This window comes from Streptomyces sp. CA-142005 (assembly GCF_050942335.1).
Taxonomy (GTDB): domain Bacteria; phylum Actinomycetota; class Actinomycetes; order Streptomycetales; family Streptomycetaceae; genus Streptomyces.
Map to the genome: position 1 here is coordinate 3563344 of NZ_CP192078.1, position 13732 is coordinate 3577075.

14 protein-coding genes are annotated in these 13732 nt (G+C 74.1%); 9 read left to right on the plus strand and 5 right to left on the minus strand.

The annotated features are described in order from the left end of the window. Positions 1-191 precede the first annotated feature (191 nt). From ACQPXS_RS16885 to ACQPXS_RS16895, 3 genes are read left to right on the plus strand one after another with little or no spacing between them, the layout of a single operon-like run. The gene (locus ACQPXS_RS16885; protein WP_433450105.1) at positions 192-839 is read left to right on the plus strand and encodes a toxin-antitoxin system, toxin component family protein; all 648 of its coding nucleotides are present in this window, start codon (positions 192-194) and stop codon (positions 837-839) included. Continuing rightward, positions 836-2062: an MAB_1171c family putative transporter gene (locus ACQPXS_RS16890; RefSeq protein WP_433450106.1), complete on the plus strand. Its 1227-nt coding sequence runs from the start codon at positions 836-838 to the stop codon at positions 2060-2062. The genes ACQPXS_RS16885 and ACQPXS_RS16890 overlap by 4 nt, the downstream gene beginning before the upstream one ends. Further along, positions 2055-3458, plus strand: a complete 1404-nt coding sequence (locus tag ACQPXS_RS16895; RefSeq protein ID WP_433450107.1) for an FAD-dependent oxidoreductase — start codon at positions 2055-2057, stop codon at positions 3456-3458. The genes ACQPXS_RS16890 and ACQPXS_RS16895 overlap by 8 nt, the downstream gene beginning before the upstream one ends. 324 nt (positions 3459-3782) lie before the next feature. On the opposite strand, the gene ACQPXS_RS16900 is transcribed toward ACQPXS_RS16895, so the two are convergent. The 3 genes from ACQPXS_RS16900 to ACQPXS_RS16910 are packed head-to-tail and all read right to left on the minus strand — an operon-like array spanning position 3783 to position 5648. Continuing rightward, positions 3783-4010, minus strand: a complete 228-nt coding sequence (locus tag ACQPXS_RS16900; protein ID WP_433450109.1) for a hypothetical protein — start codon at positions 4008-4010, stop codon at positions 3783-3785. 19 nt (positions 4011-4029) lie between these two features. Next, positions 4030-4878 (minus strand): SMP-30/gluconolactonase/LRE family protein, encoded by an 849-nt coding sequence (locus tag ACQPXS_RS16905; protein WP_433450111.1) that lies wholly within the window; start codon positions 4876-4878, stop codon positions 4030-4032. After that, a complete protein-coding gene (locus ACQPXS_RS16910) occupies positions 4875-5648 on the minus strand; it encodes an IclR family transcriptional regulator (protein ID WP_433450113.1) in 774 nt (257 codons plus the stop codon). The genes ACQPXS_RS16905 and ACQPXS_RS16910 overlap by 4 nt, the downstream gene beginning before the upstream one ends. Before the next feature lie 162 nt (positions 5649-5810). On the opposite strand from ACQPXS_RS16910, the gene ACQPXS_RS16915 reads away from it, so the two are divergent. Continuing rightward, on the plus strand, positions 5811-6368 hold the full coding sequence (locus tag ACQPXS_RS16915) for a hypothetical protein (protein WP_433450115.1): 558 nt from the start codon (positions 5811-5813) through the stop codon (positions 6366-6368). Position 6369: 1 nt separating this feature from the next. On the opposite strand, the gene ACQPXS_RS16920 is transcribed toward ACQPXS_RS16915, so the two are convergent. Next, a complete protein-coding gene (locus ACQPXS_RS16920) occupies positions 6370-7200 on the minus strand; it encodes an oxidoreductase (RefSeq protein ID WP_433450116.1) in 831 nt (276 codons plus the stop codon). 93 nt (positions 7201-7293) lie between these two features. Between ACQPXS_RS16920 and ACQPXS_RS16925 the strand changes: the two genes are divergently transcribed. After that, complete coding sequence (locus ACQPXS_RS16925) at positions 7294-8193, plus strand: LysR family transcriptional regulator (protein ID WP_433450118.1); 900 nt, start codon at positions 7294-7296, stop codon at positions 8191-8193. Here ACQPXS_RS16925 and ACQPXS_RS16930 read toward each other — a convergent pair. After that, positions 8190-9086, minus strand: a complete 897-nt coding sequence (locus ACQPXS_RS16930) for an ATP-grasp domain-containing protein (protein WP_433450119.1) — start codon at positions 9084-9086, stop codon at positions 8190-8192. The genes ACQPXS_RS16925 and ACQPXS_RS16930 overlap by 4 nt on opposite strands. 137 nt (positions 9087-9223) lie before the next feature. Here ACQPXS_RS16930 and ACQPXS_RS16935 point away from each other — a divergent pair, with 137 nt between their 5' ends. The 4 genes from ACQPXS_RS16935 to ACQPXS_RS16950 are packed head-to-tail and all read left to right on the plus strand — an operon-like array spanning position 9224 to position 13732. Then, entirely contained in the window at positions 9224-10240 is a 1017-nt protein-coding gene (locus ACQPXS_RS16935; protein ID WP_433455838.1) for a MerR family transcriptional regulator, read from the plus strand. Positions 10241-10261: 21 nt separating this feature from the next. After that, positions 10262-10867 carry an O-methyltransferase gene (locus tag ACQPXS_RS16940; protein WP_433450121.1) on the plus strand — a complete coding sequence of 202 codons (606 nt, stop codon included), beginning with the start codon at positions 10262-10264 and terminating at the stop codon, positions 10865-10867. Between the two features lie 41 nt (positions 10868-10908). Further along, positions 10909-12396: an acyl-CoA synthetase gene (locus ACQPXS_RS16945; RefSeq protein WP_433450123.1), complete on the plus strand. Its 1488-nt coding sequence runs from the start codon at positions 10909-10911 to the stop codon at positions 12394-12396. Further along, complete coding sequence (locus ACQPXS_RS16950) at positions 12389-13732, plus strand: carboxyl transferase domain-containing protein (protein WP_433450125.1); 1344 nt, start codon at positions 12389-12391, stop codon at positions 13730-13732. Before ACQPXS_RS16945 ends, ACQPXS_RS16950 begins: the two co-directional genes overlap by 8 nt.

Here is a 13732-nt window from a genome sequence, read left to right on the forward strand (position 1 = left end):
CCCGGTTGTTCGGCTTATTCGGTATATCGAATACTGCCCGCAACTTCGAACGGGACCGTAGATAGAAAGCGCTTCCGCGTCAATGGGTGGGACACAAGCTCACAGGTGGTTTTCTCTTGGACCACGGTCACCGCATCCCATGACGGGGACACGCCCAGCCGCGTAGGCTCTGCCCAGCGGAAGGGGAGGCGATGGGCATCGCGGGCGCGCGTGAGCAGGCGACACGCCTGGCCGCACGGCTACGGCGGGGCCGTCCGGGCTCGGCGATGCGCGCGCTGGCCGGCGACCTCGCCGCCGCCGTCCACGCCCGGCCCGAAACGCCCCGCGACGTAGGCGAGTTGTGCCGGGCGGTGTGCGAGGAGATGAGCGCACTGCGCGGTGGACGGCCGGTCGAGGTGCGCTTCGAGCGCTTCCCGGACGAGATCGAGGTCACCGGGCTGTGGCTGGAGTTCGCCGACTTCGACCTGGTGATCGTGGAGGAGCGGGCCGAGGCCGTGCAGCAACTGGTGATCCTGGGACATGAGTTGTGGCATCTGCACACCGGGCTCCGGCACCCCCGGCTGGCCGGCGACGCGGCGGCCCGGGCGCTCGCCGACGCACCCGGCTGGCGGGGCATGCCGCTGACGGTGGCCGCCCGCAACGGCTCCCGGGCGGCCGACGAGGCCGAGGCGGACGACTTCGGGCACCGCCTGGCCGCCCAGTTCCGGGCCCACGCCACCGGCTCCGGCACCCCTCTCGGCCCGGTGCACCGGTCCCTCAGCCCCGTACAGCGGACCCTCGGCTATCGCGGACGCGACGAGGCGAGGCGAGCGTCGAAGAAGGGGGGAGCCACGCGGTGACCCTGGCGCTCGGTCTCTCCGGACTCCTCGACGAGGTCTCCGTCTCCTTCTGGATCCCCACGGCCGTCCTCACCGCCGCCCTGGTGATCAAGCTGCCCGGCATCATCAGGATGTGGCGGGACCCGATGCTGCGGGCCGTCGGCGGTCTGCTGCTGTTCGCCTGCGCGGTGTTCGTCTTCGCGGCACCGCGGACCATCGCCTGGACCAACCGGGTCACCGGGGTGCCGAACATCTCCGCGCCCTGGGTGTACTCCCTGCTCACCGCGCTCTGCGCGTCCTGGCTGCTGCTGATCATCGCCTGGCGCAACGGCCGCTCCGACTCGGCCCAGACCCGCCGGGTGACCCGCTGGGTCGTGGCCGTCTACGCGGGCGTGGTCGTCGCCCTGTGGGTGCTCTTCGCGCTCGCGGACGTGCCCGTGGAGCGGCTGCAGGACCTGGACACGTACTACGCCAACACCCCCTTCATGCGCGAGGAGATCCTGCTCTATCTCGTCGCGCACACCGTGGCCTGCTCGATCACGGCCCGGCTGATCTGGAACTGGATCCGCACCGACGGCCTCGACGCCTGGCTGCGCTGGGGACTGCGGCTGCTGGGCGTCGGCTATGCCACGAACCTGTTCTTCGACGCGGCCAAGCTCACCGCCGTCGTGGCCCGGTGGACCGGCCACGACCTGGACTGGCTGAGCACCAACGTGGCACCGGCCGGCGCGTGCGTCTCCGCCACCCTGGTCGCGGTGGGTTTCATCGTCCCGCACGTCGGCCAGTACCTGCACGAGCGCTGGCACGTCCGGTTGCGCCACCGCGCTCTTCGCCCCCTCTACCAGCTGACGCGGACCGTCACGGGCGAGCGCGAGCCCTTCGCCCCGCACGCCCCCGCCGAACTGCGCCTGATCCGCCGCGAGACCTTCATCCGCGACGCCCTGCTGCCACTCTCCCGGCACCTCGACGAGGACCTGCGCGAACAGTCGTACCGGGCCGCCCTCGCCCTCGGTTTCGAGCCCGGCCGGGCCAGGGCCCTCGCCGCCGCCGTGACGCTGCTGGACGCGGCCGGCGGCGAGCGGCCGCCGCGGGCCGACGGCATCGGCTCCCCGTCCGGCCCCGACACGGCGTATCTGCTCCAGGAGATCCAGGCCGTCTCCCAGGCCCTCCGCCACCCCCACGAGATCACGGCGGTACGCGCCCGCGTGGCCGCCCCGGCAGAGAGCGTGCCCGCGCATGAGTGAACCCTCCTCCCCCGCCGGAACAGCCGTCGTGCTCGGGGGATCCCACACCGGCATGCTCGCGGCGCGGGCGCTCGCCGAGTCCGCCGACCGGGTCGTCGTCGTCGAGCGCGACGTCCTGCCCGAGGGGCCCGAACCCCGCAAGGGGCTGCCGCAGGCCCGGCACGCCCACATGCTGTGGTCGGGCGGGGTGCGGGCGGTGGAGGAACTGCTGCCGGGGATCACCGACGCGCTGAAGGCCGCCGGGGGCCGCCGGCACCCGTTCACGACCGGCGTGGTGGCCCTCTCCGCACAGGGCTGGTTCCGGCGCTGGCCGGAGTCCCACCATGTGATCCTGGCCGGCCGGGACCTGCTGGACGCGACGATCCGCGCCCAGGTCCTCGCCGACGAGCGGATCGAACTCGCCGACGGCACCGAGGCGCTCGGCCTCACCGGCACCGGCGCCGCGGTCACCGGCGTACGGATCCGCACCCGGGACGGCGCCGAGCGCACCCTGCCGGCCGGCCTCGTGGTCGACGCCACAGGCCGCGGCTCACGGGCCCCGCGCTGGCTGGCGGACCTCGGGCTGCCCGCGCCGCAGGTCCGCGAGATCGACCCGGGCCTGGTCTACGCAAGCCGGCTCTTCCTCGCCCCGGAAGCGGCGAGGGAGGGCTTCCCGGTGGTCAACGTGCAACTCGATCCGCGGGGCGAGGGCCCCGGCCGCTCGGGCTTCCTGCTGCCCATCGAGGACGGCCGCTGGATCGTCACCCTCGCCGGCGCCCGGGGCGGCGAACCCACCGCCGCCGACGAGGACTTCATCCCCTTCGCCCGGGAGAAGCTGCGGCATCCGCTGCTGGGCGAGCTGCTGGAGCGCGCCGAGCCGCTGTCCGACGTGTCGCTCACCCGCTCCACGGTCAACCGCCGGCACTTCTACGAGCGCATGCCGGCCTGGCCCGAGAACTTCACCGTGCTCGGCGACGCGCTCGCCGTGTTCAACCCCGTCTACGGCCATGGCCTGTCCGCCGCCGCGCAGAGCGCGGTGCTGCTCCGCGAGGTGATACGACGGCACGGCTGGGGCACACCGGGGCTGGCACGCCGCGTGCAGCGTGCGGTCGCCCGTCCGGTGCGTGCGGCCTGGGACCTGGCCCTCGGCCAGGACGTGTTCTACCCCGGCGCGACGGAAGCCGGTCCCACCGTGCGGGACCGGCTGCTGTCCGCCTACGTCGGCCGGCTGATGTACACCGCGACGGGGAACGGCCGTATCGCCCGCCGGGTCACCGACGTGACGTCCCTGGAGCGCGGGGCACAGGTGCTGCTGACGCCGGGTGTGCTGCTCGCGGCGGCGGTGGGCCCGCTGCAACCCCCCTTGACGGAACCGCCGTTGACCGCGGAGGAGCGGAAGGCGGCGGGGGTGGTGTAGGCCGAGGTCCGGCTACGGGTGGGTGGGGGCTGGTCGCGCCCACGCGGCGGCAGCCGCATACGGACACAGCCCCGCGCCCCTGGGGAACTGCAGCCCCGTCGGCTTTGCGGCCCGGCTCAGCCCCTGAACGCCGGTTGGAGCGGATCCTTGCCCGCCCCCGGAACCACCAGCAGCGAGCCCGACAGCGGATGCGGGCGAGCCCCGGACGGGTGGTCCGGGGCTCGTCGTATCAATGCCGGTAATGCGCGAGGCCTCACGTCCCGGGCTCGCCCCTGGGGTCCAAGGCGTAGCTGACCCTTTCTCCGACCCGCACCGCAGCCTCGATCATTCTCCGGCGCTCGTCCCCGAGTAGAGGTCGGCGCAGGCGCTGATCGCCGGGTACAGCTCCGAGAGGATGAGGGCGGCCGATTTCGGGATGGCCTCGGATGTCCGCCACCGATGCCCGAACCGGTCGATCTGCCTGCACAGCTCGTCCAGCGCGAGCTGGTCGAAGCCGTCGTTCAGGCGCAGGGGGACGACGAATCGCTCGGCCGCGTCGTCCAGTTGCGACACGAGTTCCTCATCCACCGGATCAGCCCTGGAACGCCGGTTGGGGCAGGCCCTTGCCCGCCCCCGGAACCACCAGCAGCGAACCCGACAGCGGATGCGGGGCCGACAGGCCGACGCGGGCTGTCGTGATGTACAGGTCGGTCAGGTCGGCGCCGCCGAAGGCGCAGGCCGTCGTGCGCGGGGCAGGCAGCTGGATCACCCGGTCCAGGGCGCCGTCAGGCGTGTAACGCCGTACCGCGCCCCCGTCCCACAGCGCCACCCACACACAGCCCTCCGCGTCGACCGTCAGGCCGTCCGGGAAGCCCGCGCCCTCCTCGATCTCCACGAACGGGCGGCGGCCGTGGACGCGCTCGCCGTCGTGGTCGAAGACGTCCACCCGGCGGGTGGGGGTGTCGACGTAGTACATGAGGTGCCCGTCCGGGCTCCAGCCCGTGCCGTTGCTGACCGTGACGTCGGACAGGACCGTCTGAGCCGTGCTGTCGCCGGTCAGCCGGGTCAGCGTGCCGCCGCCCGGCGCCTCGTCGTACCGCATGGTGCCCGCCCACAGCGAGCCGTCGGGCGCCACCGCCGCGTCGTTCGCGCGACGGCCCGCGACCGGCTCGTGGTGCAGCCAGCGGAACGTGTCGTCGGGGTCCAGCAGGCCCACGCCGTCCCGGAGGTTGAGGACCAGGCCGCCGCCCGCGCGGGGCTTGACCGCGCCCACGTGCTGCTCCGTCGTGCGCACCGTGCGCCGGCCCGTGGCCGGGTCGTAGGTGTGGACGCGCATGCCCAGGATGTCCAGCCATATCAGCCGGCCCGTCGCCGGGTCCCAGGTCGGGCCCTCGCCCAGCTCCGCCTCCGCCCGTACGGCGACCTCGTAGCCGGCGCTCACGCCGCGCTCCGGTGGCCCAGCCGCTCCGACAGCTCCGCCGCGCCCTTCGCCGCCAGCTGCTCCAGCTCGGCCCGGCGCTCGTCGCTCCAGCGGATCATGGGGACCGAGATCGACAGGGCCGCGACCACCTGGCCCGTGCGGTCGCGCACCGGAGCGGCCACACAGCTCACGTCCGGGTTGGACTCGCGGCTCTCCACCGCGATGCCCCGCTGCCGGACCTCCGCCAGGGCCTCGCGCAGCGCGGCGGGGTCGGTGATGCTGTTCGGGGTCATCGCGGTCAGCTCGGCGTCGTCCGCGATCCGGGCCGTGAGCTCCTGCTCCGGCAGCGAGGCCAGCAGCATCTTGCCGACCGAGGTGCAGTGGGCGGGCAGCCGGCGCCCGGCGGCCGAGACCATGCGGACGGCGTGCGTGGAGTCGACCTTGGCGATGTAGATGACGTCGGTGCCCTCGAGGATCGCCACGTGCACCGTCTCGTCGCAGGTCTCGGCGACCGAGCGGGCCACCTGCTGGCCCTCGGCGGCGAGGTCGAGCTGCTCGGCGTAGCGGCTGCCGAGCTGGTACGGGCGTACGCCGAGCCGGTAGCGTCCCGGCTGTCCCGGCACTTGCACGATGTACGACCGTGCGGCGAGCGTGGTGACCAGTTCGTGCACGGTGGTGCGCGGCAGCTGGAGCTTGCGCACGATGTCGGGGGCGGAGAGCGTCCCGTCCCCGTCGAGGAACAGCTCAAGAATGTCGAGAGCCCGGGTCACGGCAGGCACGAGGCGTCCCACGTCCGGCCCCCTCCCTTGGGTCTAAGCGCCCATTCCGGCATCTCGACGAGACGTTCGAGATATCAACAGGCGATCGGCATGACGAACACAGGCTAGTCATGCGGGGTTGCGCGGGCAATGGGTCGGGGAGGACACCCGGGTGCGCCGGGCACCATGGGTGCCATGGATCTCGACTTCCAGCTGGTGCTGCTGCGCCGCATGGCCGACCACAACCCGGACCTGGTCGAGGACGCCCGGCACCGGCTCGGGGTGTCCCTCGCCGAGATGCGGGAGACCAACAAGCGCTGGCAGGCGATGGTCCGCTCACCGAGGGCCCGATCCGCCGCCGCCCGCTACCGCTCGGTTCTGGGCGAGCCGGAATCCGTCCTCCGCCGCCGGCTCGGGGACGTCGACTGCGAGGCCCGGCGCTGGGCCCTGCCGCTCTGGCCCGACCTGCGCTTCGAGGTGCTGGTCGGGCCGGGCGGGGCGGTGTGGAACGAGTGGCTGGTGCGGGCTCCGGGCGCCCCGGCACCCAGGCTGGAGACCCTGGAGGACCTTCTCCCCTGGTCCTGCACGGTGGACGAGGCCGCCCGCGCCTTCGCCCCGGCCCGCCCGCTGGAGGGCACCGCGCCGACCCGGTGGGGGCTCGCCTTCACCGCGCCCGGCCCGGACGGCGTACGACACGAGCTGGTCGCCGAGTTCACCTGGGGGCTGCTCCAGCGGACGGCCGTACTGACGTAGCTCAGGCGTCGAAAGCGGTGGCCCGGGTGCGCTTCTCCCAGGCGGTGACCTCCTCGCGGACCTGGTCGAGGTGGCCGAGGACGGCGCTCACCCCGTCGTCGCCGAGCGGCAGCCGCAGCGGGGTGTCCTCCGCGTCCAGCGCGGCCAGGATCAGGGCCGCCGCCTTGGCCGGGTCGCCGGGCTGGCCGCCGTGGCCGCCGGCGACGAAGCCGCGGGTCTCGCCGACCTTGGCGTACGCCCCGCTGTCGGAGCTGGCCCCGGCCCGGCCGGCCTCGAACAGCGAGGTCCGGAACGCGCCCGGCTCGACGATCAGCACCTTGACGCCGTACTCCCGCACCTCGTCGGCGAGCGCCTCGGACAGGCCCTCCAGGGCGAACTTCGTCGCGCTGTACGCCCCGAAGCCCGCGAAGGACATCTGGCCGCCCATGCTGCTCATCTGCACGATCGCGCCCGAGCGCCGCTCCCGCAGGTGCGGCAGCACCGCCCGGACGAGCGCCGCCGGACCGAAGAAGTGCAGGTCGAACAGGTCGCGCAGCTCACCGTCGGTGGTCTCCTCGACCGCGCCCACGTGGGTGCGGCCCGCGTTGTTGACCAGCACGTCGATCCGCCCGTGCCGGGCCACGACGTCCCGGACCGCCTCCTCGACGGCGGCCACGTCGGTGACGTCCAGCCGCAGCGCCTCCACCTGGTCGGGATGGGCGGCCACCAGGTCGCCCAGGGCCTCGGGGCGCCGGGCCGCGCCGACTACCACGTCACCGGCGGCGACGGCCGCCTCGGTGATCGCCCGCCCGAAACCGCTGCTCGCCCCGGTCACCAGCCATACCTTGTTCATCACAACTCTCCGTGGGTCCGTCGGGTTCGACACGAACAACACTGCGGCCGCACGCCGTTGCCCGTCCAAGACCCACGGTGATAACCAACGGCTATGACCATGGACGTCCACGCCCGCGATCTGCGCTACTTCGTCGCGGTCGCCGAGGAACTGCACTTCACGCGCGCCGCCGAGCGGCTGTACGTCTCCCAGCCCGCGCTGAGCAAGCAGATCCGGGCGCTGGAGCGGCAGCTGGGGGCGGACTTGTTCCGGCGCGACCGGCACGGGGTGGCGCTGACGAGCGCGGGCGAGGCGCTGCTGCCGCACGCGCGCGCGGTGCTGGCCGCGTGGGAGGCGGGCGCGGCGGCCGTGGAGGCGGCCAAGGCGGCCCAGAGCAGCACGCTGACCGTGGGCATGAGCACCAGTCCGGGCCGGGGCGGACTGCTGCCGGCCATCCGCTCCCGCTTCACCGCCGCACACCCGGAGACGACGGTCCGGCTGCGCCAGATGAGCTGGGACGATCCGACGGCGGGCCTGGCCGACGGCACGGCGGACGTCGCCTTCGTCTGGCTGCCGCTGCCCGACGAGGAGCGCTACGCCTGGACGGTGGTCGCCGAGGAACCCCGGCTGCTCGCCCTGCCCGAGTCCCACCCGCTCGCCGCCCGTCCCGAGATCGACTTCGCCGACCTGCTGGACGAGCCGTTCCTGGCCCTGCCCGAGAGCGCGGGCCGGCTGCGGGACCACTGGCTCGCCCTGGACGCCCGCGCCGGCCGACCGCCCCGGATCGGCGCGGAGGTCTCCGGCGCGGAGGAGACGTACGAGGCGCTGGTCGCGGGCCTGGGCCTCTGCCTGCTCGCCGAGGGCAACGCGCCCCTGCTCACCCGGGGCGGCGTCACCACCCGCCCGGTCCGGGGCATCGGCCCGAGCCGCTATGTGCTGGCGTGGCGGAGGCAGGACGGGAGCCGACCGCTGGTACGGACGTACGCGGAGGCATGCCGAAAGACGGTGCGCTAAGCGCCCGAAGCCGCAGGAGGCGCCTGTTCGGCCGTCTCCACGATCGCCTCCACGACCCGCTCCAGCGACCCCGGATGCAGCCACAGGAACAGATTCGGCTCCACCAGCTCCAGCTCCATCAGCCGGGGCTCACCGTCCTCCCCGTCCACCAGGTCCACCCGCGCATACAGCAACTCGGAACCACCGGGCACCGAACCCAGCGCCTTCTCGGCGACCGCCACCTCCGCATCCGTCGGCCGCCACCGCTCCAGGCCCGGGTGGGCCACCTTCTCCGCGTCGTACGGCGTTCCGGGCGCGAGGACCGCGCCCTTGCGGCTGGCGTGCAGCAGCCGGCCGCCGAAGAACTGCAGCGCCCGCTCCCCGCTGACGTCGATGCGGCGCACATACGGCTGGACCATCGCGGTGAAGCCCTCGGCGTGCATCCGGGCGAGCTGCCGCACCGCCGTCTCGTGCCGGTCGGGCGTGTAGCGGGCGGCGAACCGGGCGCCGGCGCCCGAGGTCGGCTTGATCACGTACTCGTGGTCGTCGGGCAGGTCGGCCGGCTCGCCCGGTGCTATGTAGCGCGTGGGGACGGTGGGCACGCCGACCGCCGCCAGCTCGCCGAGGTAGCGCTTGTCGGTGTTCCAGCGCACCACGGGCGCCGGATTGGCGAGCCGGGTCAGCACGCCGACCCGGTCCACCCAGGCCCCGAACTCCGCGGCCCGCCAGCTGTAGTCCCAGGTGGACCGGATGACGACGAGGTCGTAGCCGCCCCAGTCGGCGTCCGGGTCGTCCCAGTACCGCGCCTCCGCCTCGGCCCCCGCGTCCCTGAGCGCCCGCACCAGCTCCGGCAGATCGGTGTCCTTGCCGGGTGCGGCGCCGGGGTCGTAGGTGGCGAGGGCGATGCGGGGCACGGCGGACTCCCTGTCGTACGACGGTTCGGTCGGCAGCGAGGCTAACAACCGCCGGGGGAACCGGAACACGGCGGTTGACCTTCACCTTCGGTGAAGCCCCAGCATCGGTGGCGGACGACGAGGAGCGCGAGGTGGTCATGGAGCTGCTGACGATAGGCGCCTTCGCGAAGGCCTGCCGGCTCTCGCCGAAGGCGTTGCGGTTGTACGACGAGCTGGAGTTGCTGCGGCCCGCCCGGGTCGCCCCGGACACCGGCTACCGGTACTACGCCGTCGAACAGCTGCGGCAGGCCCGGCTCGTGGCCTGGCTACGGCGGCTGGGCATGCCGCTCGCCGAGATCCGCGCCGTGTGCGCCCTGGAGCCGGGTGATGCCGCGCGGGCGATCCGGGCGTACTGGGCGCGGGTCGAGGCGGAGACGGCCGTGCGGCGGGACCTCGCCGCGTTCCTCGTGGACCAGCTGACCGACGAGTCGAGAAGGGACCACACCACCATGCTGGAACTTCGCTATTCCACCCACTCCGACCGCGGGCTCGTCCGCCCGGCCAACCAGGACGCCGTGTACGCGGGCCGCAGGCTGCTCGTCGTGGCCGACGGCTTCGGCCCGGCGGGGGCGCCCGCGAGCAGTGCCGCGGTAGAGGCCCTGCGGTTCCTGGACGAGGCCGAGGAACTGCCCGCGGACGGTGTGCTGGGCGTGCTGGAGGACGCCGTGCGCTCCGCGGGTGAGGCCGTGTGCGACGTGGCCGAGGGCACCCGGGAGGTCGGCACCACGCTGACGGCACTGCTGTGGACGGGGGCGCGGCTCGCGCTGGCCCACATCGGGGACTCGCGGGCGTATCTGCTGCGGGACGGGGAGTTGATCCGGATGACCCGGGATCACCGGGTCGAGGCGCGGTCGCTGCTGCTGCTCAAGGCACTGGCCGGCGGGATGGATCCCGTGCCGGACGTGCGGTTGCAGGAGGTCCGGGAGGGCGACCGGTATCTGCTGTGCTCCGACGGGCTCACCGAGGTGGTGCCGGATGCCCGGATACGGGAGGCGCTGCGCACGTCCGCCGTACCGGGCGAGGCCGTGCAGGCGCTCATCACGGCGGCGAACGAGGCGGGTGGCCCCGACAACGTCAGCTGCGTCGTGGCCGACATCGTGGAGGCGGCCGCCTAAGACAGGGCAGGATGCGGTGCCATGGCATTGACCGGTACCGACGCGTACACCGGAGTCGGCGGACTCCCGGCTCTCGTCTCGGACGCCCTCGCCGCCGCCCGCGCCCACCGCTTCCCGCACTCCTGCCGCCCCGAACAGGGCCGTCTGCTGCAGGCCCTGGCGGGCGGGGCCCGGGTCCGGATCGGGGAGACCGGGACCGGGCTCGGGGTGGGGCTGGCCTGGCTGGCCTCGGGGGCGGCGCCGGGGGTGCGGCTGTACAGCGTGGAGCGGGATCCGGACCGGGCGCGGGCCGCCGCGCGGGTGTTCGCGGGACGGGCCGAGGTCACCGTGTCCGCCGGCGACTGGCGGCGGATCGAGGAGTACGGGCCCTTCGACCTGCTCGTCCTCGACGGGGGCGGGCAGGGCAAGGCACCCGGGGACGAGCCCGCGGACGTCGAGGCGCTGCTCGTGCCCGGCGGCACGGTCGTCGTGGACGACTTCACCCCGGCGACCGGCTGGCCGCCGCTGCACGACGGCGAGGTGGACCGGGCCCGGCTGCACTGGCTGGAGCATCCCGCGCTGCGCGCGACCGAGCTGCGGCTCGCGGCCGATCTGAGCACGGTCGTCGGGAGCAGACTCCTGGTGTAGGAAGGGTGGCGACGGTCGACCGACAGTTAGGAGTGCGCCGCGTGTCCTCCCTCTTCCCCGCTCTGACGGAAGGCCCGGGCCAGCGCAGCGAGATGGGGGTCCCCCCGGACGAAGTCTGGGGGAAGGTCGCCCTGCGGTTCGGCGAACGGTCGCTGACGTACGGCGAGCTGGCCGGGGCCGCCGGCGCGCTCGCCGCCCGGCTGGGCGGTGCCGGGCGGGTGGCCGTGTGGGCCACGCCGGAGCTGGAGACCGCCGTCGCCGTGACGGGCGTACTGCTCGCCGGGGCGGCCGCGGTGCCGCTGAACCCGAAGTCGGGCGGGAAGGAACTCGCGCACATCGTCTCCGACAGCGCGCCGAAGCTGGTGCTGGCCGCACCGGGCGCCCAACTTCCGGATGCGCTGGGCGGGTTGGAGCGGATCGACGTCGACGCGTCCGCCGCACCCAGTGCCGTACCGGAGGAGTCGGCCACCGACGAGGACCCGGCGCTGATCGTCTACACCTCCGGCACCACCGGCCCGCCCAAGGGTGCCGTCCTGCCCCGCCGGGCCCTCGCCACCACCCTGGACGCGCTCGCCGACGCCTGGCAGTGGACGGCGGACGACGTGCTGGTGCAGGGGCTGCCGCTGTTCCATGTGCACGGGCTCGTCCTGGGCGTCCTCGGTCCGCTGCGGCGCGGCGGCGGCGTCCGGCACCTGGGGCGGTTCTCCACCGAGGGCGTGGCGCGGGAGCTGAACGCCGGCGCGACCATGCTGTTCGGGGTGCCGACGATGTACCACCGCATCGCCGAGGCCCTGCCCGGGGACCCCGAGCTGGCCGAGGCGCTCACCCGGGCCCGGCTGCTGGTCTCCGGCTCGGCCGCGCTGCCCGTCCACGACCACGAGCGGATCGCGGCGGCGACCGGGCGGCGGGTGATCGAGCGGTACGGCATGACGGAGACGCTCATGAACACCAGCGTGCGGGCCGACGGCGAGCCGCGCGCGGGCACCGTGGGCGTGCCGCTGCCCGGTGTCGAGCTGCGGCTCGTGGAGGAGGACGGGACGCCGATCACCGCGTACGACGGGGAGAGCGTCGGCGAGATCCAGGTGCGCGGGCCGAACCTGTTCACCGAGTACCTGAACCGGCCCGACGCCACGGCGGCCGCGTTCACCGCCGACGGGTTCTTCCGCACCGGTGACATGGCGGTGCGCGAGCCCGACGGCTATGTGCGGATCGTCGGACGCAAGGCCACGGATCTGATCAAGAGCGGCGGGTACAAGATCGGGGCCGGTGAGATCGAGAACGCGCTGCTGGAGCACCCGGGAGTGCGGGAGGCGGCCGTCACCGGGGAGCCGGACGCGGACCTGGGTGAGCGGATCGTCGCCTGGATCGTCCCGGCCGACCCGCGGACGCCGCCCGCCGCCGAGGAGTTGGCGGACCACGTGGCCCGTCGCCTCGCGCCGCACAAGCGGCCCCGCGTGGTCCGCTACCTGGACGCGCTCCCCCGCAACGACATGGGCAAGATCATGAAGCGGGCGCTGGCCGATGTCTGAGCGCCGCTCGGCCCGCGAGGTCCTGGCCCTGGTCGCGGACCCGGGAAGCTTCGGCGAACTCCCTTACCCGGCAGGGCGACCGAAGCCGGACGGCCCCCTCGGCTGGCGCGGATACGACGCCTCGCGCGCCCGTGCCGCCGAACGCACCGGCGAGGAGGAGTCGGTCGTCTGCGGCACCGCGCGCGTCGCGGGCACCCCGGCCCTGCTGATCGCCTTCGAGTTCGGCTTCCTGGGCGGCTCGCTGGGAGAGCGCACCGGAGACCGGCTGGAGGCGGCGTACACCCACGCCCGCGCCCACCGGCTGCCGGTCGTGCCGTTGATCGCGACCGGGGGCAGCCGGATGCAGGAGGGCATGCTCGCACTGAGCCAGCTCCAGCGGGTGGCCCGGCAGTCGGCGCTCACCCGGGAGGCCGGCCTGCCGCAGATCGCGGTGGTGCGGGACCCGACGACCGGCGGCGGCTGGGCCACGCTCGGCGCGGGCGCGGACGTCGTCCTGGCCCTGCCGGGCGCCCAGGTGGGCTTCGCCGGGTCCCGGGTCCGGCCCGCGGACGCCGACCCGGCCGCCTACACCGCCGAGGGGCAGGTGGCAGTGGGCTCGGCGGACGCGGTCGTACGGCCCGGGGAACTGCGGGAGACCCTCGGGCAGTGGCTCCGGCTGCTCACCACCCCCGCCCAGGAAGCCCCCGCGCCACCGGCCCTCGGCGCCCCTGACCTGCCCGACACCGGCTGGGAGGCCGTCCGGCGGGCACGCTCCCCCGAACGCCCACGCGCAACCGCCTACCTGGACGCCTACTTCACCCACCGCCGCGACATCAGCGGCGACCGGTGCGGCGGTACGGACACCGACGGCATGCTGTGCGGGTTCGGTGAGCGGAACGGCCGTACCGTCGCGTACGCCGCGCAGACCGGAACCGCGACCCGGCCCGCCGGGTACCGCACCGCCGCCCGGCTGATCCGGCTCGCGGACCGGCTCGACATCCCGGTGCTGACGCTGGTGGACACCCCGGGCGCGGCCAATGACGCCGAGGCGGAGCGGCAGGGCGCCGGCGCGGCGATCGCGGAGGTCTTCGGGGCGGTGGCCGCCGCCCGGGTCCCGATCACCACCCTCGTCATCGGCGAGGGCGGCTCCGGCGGGGCCCTGGCACTGTCCGCGCCGGGCAACACCTGGGCCACGCCGGACAGTTACTTCTCGGTGATCGCCCCCGAGCTCGCGGCCGCCATACTCAAACGGCGGGAGGAGGACGTGGAGGCGACCGCCGAGCAGCTGCGGATCCGGCCGCAGGATCTGGTGGAGCTGGGGGTGATCGAAGGGATCGTGCGCCACCCCCGGCCGTAG

Excerpts from the sequence above, each read along its gene's own strand:
- ACQPXS_RS16935 (WP_433455838.1), top strand. The coding sequence starts at position 9,224 with ATGGAGCTGCTGACGATAGGCGCCTTCGCGAAGGCCTGCCGGCTCTCG.
- ACQPXS_RS16915 (WP_433450115.1), top strand. The coding sequence starts at position 5,811 with ATGGATCTCGACTTCCAGCTGGTGCTGCTGCGCCGCATGGCCGACCAC.
- ACQPXS_RS16885 (WP_433450105.1), top strand. The coding sequence starts at position 192 with ATGGGCATCGCGGGCGCGCGTGAGCAGGCGACACGCCTGGCCGCACGG.
- ACQPXS_RS16940 (WP_433450121.1), top strand. The coding sequence starts at position 10,262 with ATGGCATTGACCGGTACCGACGCGTACACCGGAGTCGGCGGACTCCCG.
- ACQPXS_RS16920 (WP_433450116.1), bottom strand. The coding sequence starts at position 7,200 with ATGAACAAGGTATGGCTGGTGACCGGGGCGAGCAGCGGTTTCGGGCGG.
- ACQPXS_RS16895 (WP_433450107.1), top strand. The coding sequence starts at position 2,055 with ATGAGTGAACCCTCCTCCCCCGCCGGAACAGCCGTCGTGCTCGGGGGA.
- ACQPXS_RS16950 (WP_433450125.1), top strand. The coding sequence starts at position 12,389 with ATGTCTGAGCGCCGCTCGGCCCGCGAGGTCCTGGCCCTGGTCGCGGAC.
- ACQPXS_RS16925 (WP_433450118.1), top strand. The coding sequence starts at position 7,294 with ATGACCATGGACGTCCACGCCCGCGATCTGCGCTACTTCGTCGCGGTC.